At 70.2% G+C, this 13,050-nt stretch carries 10 protein-coding genes and 1 pseudogene; 6 read left to right on the top strand and 5 right to left on the bottom strand.

Annotation, left to right across the window (positions count from 1 at the left end; translation table 11 throughout):
* Positions 1–29 precede the first annotated feature (29 nt).
* Positions 30–620: a TetR/AcrR family transcriptional regulator gene (locus ACZ4SW_RS11505; RefSeq protein ID WP_468241078.1), complete on the bottom strand. Its 591-nt coding sequence runs from the start codon at positions 618–620 to the stop codon at positions 30–32.
* A gap of 151 nt (positions 621–771) precedes the next feature.
* Between ACZ4SW_RS11505 and ACZ4SW_RS11500 the strand changes: the two genes are divergently transcribed.
* From ACZ4SW_RS11500 to ACZ4SW_RS11490, 3 genes and pseudogenes are all read left to right on the top strand, one after another.
* A complete protein-coding gene (locus tag ACZ4SW_RS11500; protein ID WP_468241076.1) occupies positions 772–1,791 on the top strand; it encodes an aldo/keto reductase in 1,020 nt (339 codons plus the stop codon).
* A 4-nt stretch (positions 1,792–1,795) separates the two neighbouring features.
* Positions 1,796–1,918: pseudogene (locus tag ACZ4SW_RS11495) on the top strand (LLM class flavin-dependent oxidoreductase); the annotation flags it as partial.
* A gap of 80 nt (positions 1,919–1,998) precedes the next feature.
* Entirely contained in the window at positions 1,999–2,517 is a 519-nt protein-coding gene (locus ACZ4SW_RS11490) for a L,D-transpeptidase (protein ID WP_468241073.1), read from the top strand.
* A gap of 22 nt (positions 2,518–2,539) precedes the next feature.
* Here the strand turns inward: ACZ4SW_RS11490 and ACZ4SW_RS11485 are convergent, their stop codons facing one another.
* The 3 genes from ACZ4SW_RS11485 to ACZ4SW_RS11475 all read right to left on the bottom strand — a co-directional run bounded on the left by ACZ4SW_RS11485 (position 2,540) and on the right by ACZ4SW_RS11475 (position 5,442).
* Positions 2,540–2,902, bottom strand: a complete 363-nt coding sequence (locus tag ACZ4SW_RS11485; RefSeq protein ID WP_468241071.1) for a DUF1304 domain-containing protein — start codon at positions 2,900–2,902, stop codon at positions 2,540–2,542.
* A gap of 136 nt (positions 2,903–3,038) precedes the next feature.
* Positions 3,039–4,313, bottom strand: a complete 1,275-nt coding sequence (locus ACZ4SW_RS11480; protein ID WP_468241069.1) for a glycoside hydrolase family 6 protein — start codon at positions 4,311–4,313, stop codon at positions 3,039–3,041.
* 163 nt (positions 4,314–4,476) lie between these two features.
* Positions 4,477–5,442 (bottom strand): glycoside hydrolase family 6 protein, encoded by a 966-nt coding sequence (locus ACZ4SW_RS11475; protein WP_468241066.1) that lies wholly within the window; start codon positions 5,440–5,442, stop codon positions 4,477–4,479.
* 423 nt (positions 5,443–5,865) lie between these two features.
* On the opposite strand from ACZ4SW_RS11475, the gene ACZ4SW_RS11470 reads away from it, so the two are divergent.
* Positions 5,866–6,879, top strand: a complete 1,014-nt coding sequence (locus ACZ4SW_RS11470; RefSeq protein WP_468241064.1) for a LacI family DNA-binding transcriptional regulator — start codon at positions 5,866–5,868, stop codon at positions 6,877–6,879.
* Between the two features lie 67 nt (positions 6,880–6,946).
* On the opposite strand, the gene ACZ4SW_RS11465 is transcribed toward ACZ4SW_RS11470, so the two are convergent.
* Positions 6,947–7,990, bottom strand: a complete 1,044-nt coding sequence (locus tag ACZ4SW_RS11465) for a LacI family DNA-binding transcriptional regulator (RefSeq protein ID WP_468241061.1) — start codon at positions 7,988–7,990, stop codon at positions 6,947–6,949.
* 760 nt (positions 7,991–8,750) lie between these two features.
* On the opposite strand from ACZ4SW_RS11465, the gene ACZ4SW_RS11460 reads away from it, so the two are divergent.
* Both ACZ4SW_RS11460 and ACZ4SW_RS11455 read left to right on the top strand, forming a co-directional pair.
* Positions 8,751–10,349 carry an arabinofuranosidase catalytic domain-containing protein gene (locus ACZ4SW_RS11460; RefSeq protein ID WP_468241059.1) on the top strand — a complete coding sequence of 533 codons (1,599 nt, stop codon included), beginning with the start codon at positions 8,751–8,753 and terminating at the stop codon, positions 10,347–10,349.
* Between the two features lie 241 nt (positions 10,350–10,590).
* On the top strand, positions 10,591–13,041 hold the full coding sequence (locus tag ACZ4SW_RS11455) for an RICIN domain-containing protein (RefSeq protein WP_468241057.1): 2,451 nt from the start codon (positions 10,591–10,593) through the stop codon (positions 13,039–13,041).
* Positions 13,042–13,050 lie beyond the last annotated feature (9 nt).

Genomic DNA, 13,050 nt, shown 5'->3' with positions numbered 1-13,050 from the left:
GCCCGCCCGCTCGGCCGACCTGCCGATGGTCAGCGCGTCCGGCGCAGTCCTGCGATGAGGAGCTCGACCAGTCGACGGGCGTCGTAGCGGGGATCGCTGTCCGCGCCGATGCAGAGGTTCCCGACGCCGCGCATGAGCGCGTAGGCCTCCACGTCGGAGCGGATCTCGCCGGCACCGGCTGCGGCCTCGAGCAGCTCGGTGCAGACGGGCACGAGACGGTCGAGGAAGTAGGCGTGCAGCGTTTCGAAGCCGGCGTTGTCGGACTGCAGGACGGCGGCGAGTCCGTGCTTGGTGACCAGGAAGTCGACGAAGAGGTGGATCCATCGCCTCAGCGCGGCGTGCGGAGTCTCGCTGGTCGCCAGGAGGGCTGGACCGGCCTCGGCGCAGGCGTCGACCTGGTGCCGGTAGACGGCGATGATCAGATCCGCTCGCGTCGGGAAGTGGCGGTAGATCGTGCCCACCCCGACGCCGGCCCGGGCCGCGATGTCGCGTACCGGCGCGTCCACGCCCGACGCGACGAAGACCGCGGCGGCCGCGTCGAGCAGCGTCTCCTTGTTGCGCCGGGCGTCCGCCCGCTTCGATCGGGCCGACGTCCCCGCGCCCTCGTCGCTGCCGTTCACCGCGCCACTCCTCCGCTACCGAGCTTGCCAAACCGGAACAGTGTTCCGTATCGTTCCGGAACACGGTTCCGTTTGCTCGATGATGCCAGAGCAGCGGCCCGACGACCAAGCCACGCACTGCCCCACCTCACCCGCAATGGAGAACACGGTCATGCAGTACCGCACCTTGGGCCGCACCGGTGTGCAGGTCAGCTCCCTCGCGCTCGGCGCGATGAACTTCGGCAGGATCGGGCGTACCACCCAGGACGAGGCCACCGCCATCGTCGACGCCGCTCTCGAGGCCGGGATCAACGTCATCGACACCGCCGACATGTACAGCGGCGGCGAGTCGGAGGGGATGGTCGGCAAGGCCATCGCCGGCCGCCGGGACGACATCGTGCTGGCCACGAAGGCGGGCATGCCCATGAGTGACCGGCACAACCACCGGGGCGCCTCGCGCCGCTGGCTGGTCACCGAGCTGGACAACAGCCTGCGCCGCCTCGGCGTCGACCACGTCGATCTCTACCAGATCCACCGGTGGGACCCGAGCGCCAGTGACGAGGAGACGCTGTCGGCCCTGACCGACCTGCAGCGCGCGGGAAAGATCCGTTACTTCGGCTCCTCGACCTTCCCCGCATACCGCATCGTCCAGGCGCAGTGGGCCGCCCGCGAGCATCACCTGAGCCGTTACGTCACCGAACAGCCCAGCTACTCGATCCTGCAGCGCGGGATCGAGGCCCACGTGCTCCCCGTGACGGAGGAGTACGGACTGGGTGTGCTGGCGTGGAGCCCGTTGGCTTCCGGCTGGCTGTCGGGTGCGATCCGCGAGGGTCGGGACATCACCACCAGCCGCTCGACGTTCATGCCGGAACGCTTCGACACCACCCTTCCGGCCAACCGGGCCAGGCTCGACGCCGTCGAGAAGCTGGCCCAGGTCGCCGACGAGGCGGGACTGACGCTGATTCAGCTCGCCCTCGGTTTCGTGACCGCCCATCCCGCCGTGACCAGCGCGCTCATCGGTCCGCGCACGACGGCGCACCTGGAGTCGCAACTCGCCGCCGCCGACACCGTGCTCTCCGCCGATGTGCTCGACGCGATCGACGCCGTCGTCGCTCCCGGCACCGACCTCGCCCCCCACGAAAAGTTCGACACCCCGCCCGCTCTGCTCGACCCGTCGCTGCGGCGCCGCTGATCGCCAGGGCGCAGCTCGCAGCGCCGGCGACGCCGGCTTCCGGCACGTCGTCCTCGGACTGCCGGCGCCCTACCCCGCCGACGTCGCACGGTGGGTCGCCGATGAACTCATCGGCGCGGTGGCCTGAAAACCTCCGGAGCCGGGGCCGGTGTGGCCCTCGGGCAGGTGGAATATCCTGGTTTGTGCAAAGAATGGCGGTGATCAGAAATGACCCGTCCACACCGAGTCCCCCGCCCGCGTCTTCGTGACGCCGCCCGGCTGGTACCGGCCGGCGCTCTGGCGGCCGTCCTGACCCTGGGCGCGGCTCCCGTGCAGGCGGCCTCCGCGGACCACGTTTCGACGATCGACGCGGCGACCCACCGGATGACCGTCACGGAGGGCGGCCGGACGGTGATGACCTTCACCGTGGGCTTCGGAAAGCCCGCATTCCCCACGCCGTCCGGAACGTTCCATGTGCTGGGCAAGGACGAGGTCGTCACGATGACGTCGTGCAGCGCGCACATCACGTGCAATCCGCGCAGTCCCGACTACTACGTCCTCCCGGTCCACTGGGCGGTGCGCCTGACCACCGCCGGCGTGTTCATCCACGCGGCGCCCTGGGACCACGCCATCGGCCGGGCCGACACCTCCCACGGCTGCATCCACCTGAACACGGCGGACGCCCACCGTTTCTACGACTTCAGCCGGGTCGGCGACACGGTGATCGTCAAGAACACCGCGCCGTGAAGGCGGGGCATCGCGGCCGCACTCAGCCGGCCGCGATGACCGTGGCGAGGGTCACGAGGGCCGGCAGCGCCTGGGCGAACAGGATGCGGCGGTTGGCGGTGAGCGCCCCGTAGGCGCCCGCCACGACGATGCAGGACAGGAAGAAGATCTGGGCGCGGTGGCCGGTCGGATCGTCGGCTGTCAGACCCCACACCAGGCCCGCGGCCAGAAAGCCGTTGTAGAGCCCCTGGTTGGCGGCCAGTGTCGCGGTGGCGCGGGCCATGTCGGCGTCGAAGCCGGAGAAGCGGCGGCCAGGGCCGCGCTGCCACAGGAACATCTCCAGAACGAGGATGTACGCGTGCAGCAGCGCCATGAGCGCCACCAGGACCACGGAGATCAGATGCATGAGGTGATTCTGCCGTGGCCGGTGAGGCCTGTGCTGCGCCGGGCGGTCGGACCTTCAGGCCGTGGCCGGCGGCACATGGTGGCGCCTTCAGGCCGTGGCCGGCGGCACATGGTGGCGCCGGAGGCGTCCGCGAGACTCAGCGGTTGAACGCCAGACGCGGTACCGCGTTGCGGGCCAGTGCGTGGGCCTGGTCGGGCCACCACGCGCCGGCGGGCGGGTCGACGATGCCGTACTCGGGGTCGATCGTGCCGCCGGTGTTGCGGGTGCAACTGCCGTCGGACTCACCGGGGACCTTCACCCACAGGTAGGCATCGACGAGCGGGACGCCGGTGTCGGCGGTGGGGCGCGGGCCGAGACCGCGGCTGGGCGCGTTGCACCAGGCCTCCGGGTCCCCGCTGTACTTGCCCGGCGCCGGGGTCCAGGCGCCCTGACCGTTGCGGCTGGTGTCGATCACGAAGTGACGCAGTTCGTCGGCCGGCGGGGTGCCCACGTTCTGGTCGAACCAGGCGTCGGTCCACCGCCAGGTCGTCGGGTCCGAGGGGGAGACGGCGTTGCCGGGGGCGCCGTCGTTGGGGGCGGCGGACGAGTAGTACTGGCTGGCGCACCAGTCGGTGTGGCCGCGTGCCTGCTCGGGCCCCTCAGTGGCGAACCGGATGCACTTGGCGATCCAGGTGCCGTATCTGGCGTTGTGGTCGGTGGGGTGGTTGTTGGACACGTTCAGGGCGAAGCCGTCGCCGTACTGGACCCCGGCATCGAGCAGTCGCTGCGCGATGTCGCCGACGGACCGCCACTGTACGTTGCCGGCGTCCAGGTAGACCGCGGTGCGGGGCCGGGCCTTCAGGGCCTTCACGGCGTAGGCGAGGTCGGCGATGCGGGCGGCCGTGAGTTCGCCGGTCGGATCGGTGGTGGGCCCGCAGTCCTTGGGAAGGTTGGCCAGGCCGTCGGGTTCGACGACGATCACCGCCTTGTCGTCGCCGATGCCGGCGGCGAAGGCGTCGATCCACTGGCGGTAGGCGGCGGAGGATGCCGCTCCGCCGCTGGAGTACTGCGAACAGTCCCGGCCGGGGACGTCGTACGCGACCAGGACGGGGGTCCGGCCGACCGCCCGGGCCCGGCGGACGAGCTGGTTCACCTTGACGCGCGCCTCGTCGGGCGTGCCCTCGGTGAACCACTCGGCCTGCGGCCAGCTCGCGAGCCTTGCCATGTTCGCGGCGTCCTCGAAGTCCCCGTTCCTGAAGTCGACGAGGGCCTGTTTCGCGGCCTTGCCGTGCGGGTCCACGTAGAACTTCGTGGCCGTGGTGATCACGTGCTGCGCGGGTGCGGCCTGCGCCTGCGTCGCGGCGAGGGCGGCGCAGGCGGTGAGCGCCGCGATGACGGCGGCCGCGCGGCGCCGTGAGGTGCGTGGTTTCATGGCTGCTCCGGGAGTGGATGGACGGATGGGGGAGCGTCTGCCACCGGGGCGGGCTGCCGGCCGCCGGTGCGGAGAGCGGTGAGCGGTGGACGGCCGGGCTGCGGCGGCGGTGCCCGTCGCCCGGTTGCGGAGCGGGGCCGTACCGGGCCAGGGCGATCCGCGATCAGTAGCCGTAGATCATCTTGTAGGCGACCTCGGGAAGGAACTGTCCGGCCGTGGAGCCGGCTCCGACGCCGCAGTTGCCGTCGGACTCGCCCGGGGTCTTGATCCACAGAAGCATTTCGGCGCCTCCGCCCTTCTGCGTGGGGGTGCCGATGCGGCGGCCTGAGGGGTTGCACCACTGGCCGTTGGAGCCGTTGCCGTTGCGGCTGGTGTCCACGACGAACGGCTTGGTGTAGCCGTAGCGGGCGCCGAGTTCGCTGTTGACGGCGTTGCCGTAGGCGATGTTCTCGGCCGTGGTGAAGTAGTTGGAGATGTTGAGCGAGAAGCCGTGAGCCTGTCGGAGGCCGGCTTCGTCGAGACGCTGGGCCATGGTCGCCGGGCTCACCCAGTTCGGGTTGCCCGCGTCGAGGTAGACCCAGGTGTTGGGGGCCTGGCGGTTGAACTGGGTGAGCGCACCCTTGATCATGCCCTGGCGTTCATTGATCTGAGCCTGCGTCAGGCAGCCGTAGTCCGCCAGCGAGTCGGGTTCGAGCAGGACGACGGCCGGGCGGTTGGCGATCCCGCCGGCGAACTGGGCGATCCAGGTGGCGTAGGCGGACGGCGAGGAGGCCCCGCCCGAGGACTGCCCGCCGCAGGAGTCGCGGTTGTAGATGTTGTACGCGACCAGGACGGGCAGCTTGTCCTGGTAGTCCGCCGCCCCCACGTATGCACCCGTGGCGGTGCCGATCGTGCCGCTCCAGGAGCCGAACCAGTGGGCCATCGGGGTGTTGGCGATGGAGGCGCTGATCGCGGACGCCCGGCCGTCACCGGGGTTGGCGGCGACCCACCGCTTCACGCTGGAGTCGGGATCCACGTAGAACCCGCTGGTCATGGTGGTCGGATCGGCGGCGTGGGCGGACGGCGCGACGGCGAGTGCCAGCGGCAGAGCGGAGAACGCTGCCACGAGGGCGCGGAGTCTGCGGCGCATGACGGTACCTCGGTTTTCCTGGCAGGGATGCGTGGCACGCCCTCGTCCCGAGCGTGCGACGCGCTGAGGAAGTGCGGTGGTACGAGCCCCCTTGGGTCGGCGGACTCCGGCAGGGACGCGGATCCGCAGGGGCTGGAGGCTGATCTTGGGAGCGCTCCCATTGGAAGCGCTCCCAAAAACTCTGACAACTCTTGGCGTGTGGCCGGTATCGTGTTGCGCCCTGGTGAAGCTGTCAAGGGGCCACGCGGAACCCGCACTTCACACGGCGGAGACAACGCTCTACCACCCGGAAACCGGAAGCGCTTCCAGTCCCGGCCGGTGGGGCCCGCGTCTGCGCTCCGTCGCCCACCGGGCGGATCCCAGGGGAACCAGGCCGGGGGCGAGATGCCTGCCGCGAGGCCGAGAAGGAAAGGCTCAGGGTTCATGGGGGAGAATGTGCCGCGTCGGCAGTCGACGCTCGACGAGGTCGCCGAACGCGCCGGCGTCTCCCGCTCGGTGGCCTCCCGCGTCCTCAACAACGCCCCGCACGTCAGCCGCGCCAAACGCGAGGCGGTCGAACGAGCCGTCCGACAGCTCGGTTACGTCCCCAACCCGACCGCACGCGCTCTGGCCACCCGCCAGACGGGAGCGGCGGCCCTGGTCGTCGCGGGGGAGGATCCGTCCATCTTCGCGGACCCGTTCTTCGCCCAGGTGATCGTGGGGGCGTCGGCCGCCCTGGAGGAGGCCGACCTGCATCTGATGCTGTGTCTGGCCGCCTCCGACCGGGGCCGCGAGCGGGTGGCGGAACTCCTCCGGTCCCGGGGCGCCGACGGCGTCATGCTGATGGCGCTGCGCGAGGGCGATCCCCTGGCCCGTGTGGCCGAGGACGCGGAGATGCCCGTCGTGTTCGGCGGTCGCCCGGTCGGTCCGGCTCCCCGGTGGTACGTGGACGTGGACAACGCCGGCGGAGCGCGCGAGGCCACCGAGTACCTGCTCTCGCGTGGCCGGACCCGGGTGGCCACGATCTGCGGGCGTCTGGACACCGAGGCCGGGCGCGCCCGGTACCGCGGCTACCGGGACGCCATGCTGGCGGCCGGCCTCGACCCGTACCCGCCCCGGGAGGGGGACTTCACCGAACCGGGTGGAGCGGCCGCCATGGCCGCACTGCTGGCTGACCACCCCGAGGTGGACGGGGTGTTCGCCGCGAACGACAACATGGGGGCGGGAGCGCTGCGCACGTTGCGGGAGGCCGGACGACCGGTCCCTGCCGATGTCGCCGTGGTCGGCTTCGACGACCTGACCGTCGCCCAGATCGCCGATCCGCCGCTCACCACCGTCCACCAGCCCATACAGGCCTTCGGACGGGAGATGGCGCGCATGCTCGTCACGCTCGTCAACGGAGGGGACCCCACCCCGCTGATCCTGCCCACCCGCCTGGTCACCCGCTTCAGCGCCTGACGGCCGTGCCTCCTACCCCTGCCGCACTCGGGGACGTCGTGTGAACGCGATGGCCGTACCGCACGGCTCAGCGCGCCGGGCGGCCGGACCGTGCCGGCCCGCCGGCGGGTACGGCGGCCGTGCTGGAACGCAAGGAGATCGGCGGGGTCAACAGGATGTGCCGAGGTGGTGTGTCCGGCGCGGCGATGCGCTCCACGAGCAGGGAAACGGCCTTCTCACCCATTTCCAGAGCCGGTACGTCCGCTGCCGTGAGCGGTGGACGGAAGTCCTCGGCCCACGTCGCGGCCGCGACTCCGGTGATGGAGAAGTCGTACGGCACTTCGAGACCGGCGTCCGCCAGAGCGCGTTGGATGCCGGGCAGGGCGGCCTCGTTGACGGTGGTGACGGCGGTGACGTCCGGATGGCTGCGCAGAAGCGCCTCGACGCATTCCTGACCGGAGCGGGCGTCGTCACCGCACGGCACTTCGAGCCCGTCGAGACCGCGTTCCGCCAGGGCCGCCTCGAAACCCTCCCTGGCCCTGTGCGCCGGGCCGTAGCCGGCCGAGATGAGTTCCTGGGAACGAGTGACCAGAGCCACCCGGCGGTGCCCAAGGTCGGCGAGGTGCCGCACGCAGCGCTGTACCAGACCGGCGTAATCGACATCGATCCAGGACATCTCGTGGTCGCCGGCCGTGTGCCCGATGCCGACGAAGGGGAGCCCGGCATCCTGCAGGCGCCCCACACGAGGGTCCTCCAGGCGGATCTCCATCAGGATGACGCCGTCCACGCGGCTCTCGGAGACCAACCGCTCGAAGGAACGCTCGTGTTCCCTGCCGGAAGGGGACAGCAGGACGTCCAGGTCGACCCGCGCGGCGGCGTCCACCACGCTGGCGACGAAGTCGAGCTGCATGTGTGTGAGCCTGTTGCCGGCGGGCGGGATGACGAGCCCGATGGTCCGGGTCCGGCCCTCCTTCAGGGCCCTCGCGGTCGCGTTGGGACGGTATCCCAATTCGTTGATCACATCTTGGATACGTCTGCGAGTGCTGGTGGCGACGGGTCGTTTGCCGCTGAGCGCGTACGACACCGTGCTGCGCGACACTCCCGCGCGTCGAGCAATCTCCCCGATGTTCATCCAGCTCCTCAAGACCGCACCGAGGCCGCAAGGATACTGACGGGTGGTGGCGGTGGTGCAGGTGCGTCCGCCTCGCCACCACGTGGGGGCTGGTCGCGCACCGCCGACGTGCCGGCGTGCGACGCACGGTGCCCGAGGGCCGTGAGTCCGCGGGGAACGGCGTCGGGCTGTCGGAACCGTCATGCGTTCCGCGTCTCACGCAGCGCCGGGAGGCGTGGAGCGAATCGATTCCACGCAAGCGCTTCGACGGGATGCTACGACCGGCGGTGTGCGGGGTCAATGGCGTGCCGCGAGGCGAATGCGGAGCCGACGCGCGGGTAGAGGCCGCGCCGCTTGTGCCGGGTGCCCTGCGAGCCGGCCCTGAGCCGCCCCGGTTCGTGGGCTGCACCCCTGCTCACCGGCATGAAGGTAGATCATCCGGATGATCCCGGCCAGGCCGTCGCACACCCGCCCGGCACACCGCGCCCGAACGACGGGCGGTCACGTCGCCGGCCGCCTGCCGCCACGCCGCGACTCTTCGAGCGCGCCGAAAGCTTCCGAACCGCAGGAATCAGCCTTCGAATCGATTCCGCGACAACGTTCGCAGCAGTGGGCTCCGCACCCTTGACAGCCCCGCGAAACCGGGAGCACCGTCTCCCCCCGAAACCTCTCTGCAATCTCGCTGCAAAACGGCACCTTCAAGCGCTTCCGGATTGTCAGCGCCCCCCAGCGCCCCCCAACTCAACCCGGCCGGGTTGCGTCGGCACGGTAGGGAGATCGGATGAGAACCATACGTACGGGACGTCGCCTGCTGCCCGGGCGCAGTGGCGTCCAGCGGTTACTCGCGGCGGTACGGCACCGTGGCAGGCCGCACGGCCTGCCGGACCAGGGGCACGTTCCGCCACCGGCGCGCTCGCCCCGCTCTCGGTCGAAGACGTTCGCCCGGGCGGGGGCCGCAGCCGCACTTGTCGTGGGGGCGCTTGCCGGCGCGACGGCCACGGCCGGCACGGCTCGGGCGGCCGCGTCCGGGCCATGTGACATCTATGCGGCAGGCGGCACGCCCTGCGTGGCGGCGCACAGCACGACCCGGGCGCTGTACGCCTCGTACAACGGGCCGCTCTACCAGGTCCGGCGTGCCTCGGACAACACCACCCGGAACATCGGCGTTCTGAGCGCGGGCGGGTACGCCGACGCCGCCGCCCAGGACTCGTTCTGCTCGGGAACGACCTGCCTGATCACGATCATCTACGACCAGTCCGCCCGCGGCAACAACCTCACGCAGGCGCCCGGCGGGGGTGCCGCGGGCGGCCCCGACAACCTCGCGAACGCGACCGCCGCGCCCACCACGGTGGGCGGTCGCAAGGCCTACGGCGTCTTCGTGGCGCCCGGCACCGGTTACCGCAACAACCACACCAACGGCATCGCGACCGGGGACAACCCCGAGGGCATGTACGCGATCTTCGACGGCACGCACTACAACGGCGGCTGCTGCTTCGACTACGGCAACGCCGAGACGGACAGCAACGACGACGGCAACGGCACCATGGAGGCCATCTACTTCGGCAACATCAGGGTCTGGGGTTATGGTTCGGGCAACGGTCCGTGGATCATGGCCGACCTGGAGAACGGCCTGTTCTCCGGGGTCAACCAGCACTACAACGCGAACGATCCGACCATCAACTACCGGTACACGACCGCCATCATCAAGGGCGGGCCCAACCACTGGGCGATCCGTGGCGGCAACGCGCAGTCCGGCGGTCTGTCCACCTTCTACGACGGGGTGCGTCCCAACGTCCCGGGTTACAACCCGATGCGCAAGCAGGGCGCCATCATCCTGGGCACCGGCGGCGACAACAGCAAGGGCGCCCAAGGCACCTTCTACGAAGGCGTGATGACCTCCGGCTACCCGTCGGACGCCACCGAGAACGCGGTCCAGGCCAACATCACCGCGGCCGGATACAGCAATTCCTCCGGCGGCGGGACGAGCACCGGCGCGCTGCACGCGGTGGGTGCGGGCAAGTGCCTGGACGTGCCGAACTCGTCCACCACGGCCGGCACTCAGCTGCAGATCTGGGACTGCAGCGGTGGCGCCAACCAGACCTGGACCCGCACGTCCTCGGGCCAGCTGACGGTCTACAGCGGCAGCAGCCAGATGTGCCTGGACGCGTACGACAACCAGACCTCCGCCGGCACCAAGGTGGAGACCTGGCCGTGCAACGGCGGCGCAAACCAGCAGTGGCAGCTGAACTCGGACGGCACGGTCACCGGCGTCCAGTCCGGGCTCTGCCTCGATGTCACGGGCGCCTCCACGGCCAACGGCGCCCTGGCCGAACTCTGGACGTGCAACGGTGGCTCCAATCAGCAATGGAGCCTGAACTGACCTGAACGGCTCCGCCCGTGGCCGGCTCACCGTCGGCCACGGCCACTGCCCCCGGAGCAGGTCTCCGCATGCCCGGCGCCCGCCGGGCACCTCCGGGATCTTCCGACCGTCCGGCCGCCGCATCGCCCGGTCTCCTCGCCCCGGCCCCGGGCGGACGCGTCACGCGGGCGGCATCGACGGCGAAGCACGCCACACCGCCCCGGGACCACCGGGGCACACGCGCCACCACTGGAGGATGACGATGTCCACAGCCAGACTGCTCCGCGGCCTCAGGGCCGCCCCGGTGGCTGTGCTCGCCTTACTGGCCGCAAGCGTGACCACGGCTGGGGCCGCAGGTGCCGTACCGGTCGGGAGCCGAACAGCCGCCGTCCTGTACGTGGCGCCGGATGCGGCTCCCGGCGGGGACGGCACCGCCGAGCGGCCGTTCGCCACCATCGACCAGGCGCAGCAGCCCGCGCACCGGCTCTCGGCCGATTCGGACGTCGTGGTCCGCCTGGCCGGTGGCACCTACCGGCTGTCCAAGCCGCTGACCTTCGGCTCGGGCGACGGCGGCCAGAACGGCCACACCATCACCTACCAGGCCATGTCCGGGCAGCAGCCGGTCGTGACCGGCGCCCAACAGGTATCTGGTTGGCAGGTGCATGATCAGAGCAACAACATCTGGTCGGTCCACGTCGGCACCGGCGTGACCACGCGCCAGTTGTACGTGAACGGCAGGGAGGCACCGCGGGCGGCGATCCAGGTGCCGCGCTCCGGCTTCGTCTTCACCCAGACCGGCCTGACCATCACCGACCCCTCCCTCGACTACCTGGCCGGCCTTTCGGACCAGAACCACATGGAAGTCGAGAGCGTCAACTCCTTCACCGACCGCTATGCGCCGGTCCAGTCGATCAGCGGCAGGACCATCACCATGCAGCAGCCCGCGTGGAACAACAACTCCTGGGGCTACGACACCGTCAACGCGCCGTTCGCCGGCGGGACGATGTACCTCGAGAACAACTACTCGTTCCTGCGGCAGGCCGGACAGTGGTATCTCGACTCGTCCACCGGCGACCTGTACTACCGGGCCGAGCCGGGGCAGAACCCGGACAGCCTCGACATCGAACTGCCCAGGCTGCAGAGCCTGCTCGGCATCAGCGGCAGCTACGGCTCACCGGCGACCGGCCTGGCGTTCACCGGCATCAAGTTCACGGGAACCTCCTGGCTCGGCCCGAGCGGACCCGACGGCTACGCCGACCAGCAGAGCGGCGCGCACATCACCGGTGCCTACGCGATGCCCGCCAACTGGCTGAGCACCTGCAAGTCCGGGTGCACGCAGTTCGAGGCCACCCGTAACCACTGGGCGCAGATGCCCGCGGCCGTACAGGTCTCCGCCGCCACCGGCATCACGTTCTCCGGTGACACCTTCTCCGAACTCGGGCAGGCCGGACTGGGTGTGGGGAACGACGGTGTCGCCACGGCCTCGGGCACCGGACTCGGCGCGAGCGGCATCACCATCACCGGCAACACGTTCACCGACGACGCCGGCAGCGGCATCCAGGTCGGCGGGATCCAGCCGGACGCGCACCACCCGAGCAACCCGCAGATGACCAACCAGAACATCGTCATCAGCAACAACCGGGTCAGCGGGGTGGGGACCGACTACAAAGAGACCGCGGCCATCCTGTCCACCTACGTCACGAACGCGACGATCACCCACAACCAGTGCGATCACCTGCCCTACGACGGGATCGACATCGGCTGGGGCTGGGGCATCAACGACCCGGGTGGCAGCCAGGACTACGTCAACCGGGGCACGTACACGTACCAGCCCGTCTACAGCACTCCCACGACGCTGAAGAACAACACCGTCTCGCACAACCTGGTCTTCGACACCAAGAACGCCATGTTCGACGGCGGCAGCATCTACAGCCTGTCCGCGAACCCCGGCTCGGTGATCTCCGACAACTACATGTACGACAACAACCACACCACCGCGCTGTACCTCGACGAGGGCTCCCGGTATCTGACGGTGTCCCACAACGTGGTGCAGGACGCCGGTAACTGGGCGCTGACCAATGCCAACGGGAACAACCACACCGACGACAGCACCTTCTCCGGCAACTGGTACAACGGCGGCAACACGTACGTGGCCACCGGCCCTCCGCACAACAACGTCCTCACCGGCAACGTCCAGGTCAGCGGCACCAACTGGCCGCAGGGCGCCAGGCAGGTCATCCAGCAGGCAGGCATCCAGTCCTCGGGCGGCGGTGGCGACGGCTTCCCCAGCGGCTACCACAAGCTGGTGATCGGCAGCGACAGCCTGTGCATGGACGTGTACGGCAACTCCGGCAGCGCGGGCGCCGCGATCGACCAGTGGACCTGCAACGGGCAGAGCAACCAGCAGTTCGAGTTCGTGCCGGTCTCGGGCGGTTACGGGCAGCTGCGGGCGCAGAACTCCGGGCAGGTCGTGGCAGTGTCGGGCGGGTCCACGGCCGCCGGCACGCCCGACATCGTGCAGCAGGCCCCGGACGGAGCGGCCGGCGCTCTGTGGCTGCCGGTGCGGCAGTCCGACGGCTCCTACGCCTTCCAGAACAAGAACAGCGGCCTGTGCCTGGACGTCTACGGCGGCGGCAGCAACCCCGGCCAGCAGCTCGACCAATGGCCCTGCAAGAACACGGCCGGCAGCAACCAGGACTTCACCCCCCGCTGACCGGCTCGC

This window comes from Streptomyces sp. NPDC028331, from assembly GCF_055565775.1.
This window is presented reverse-complemented; position numbering and strand designations above follow the sequence as displayed.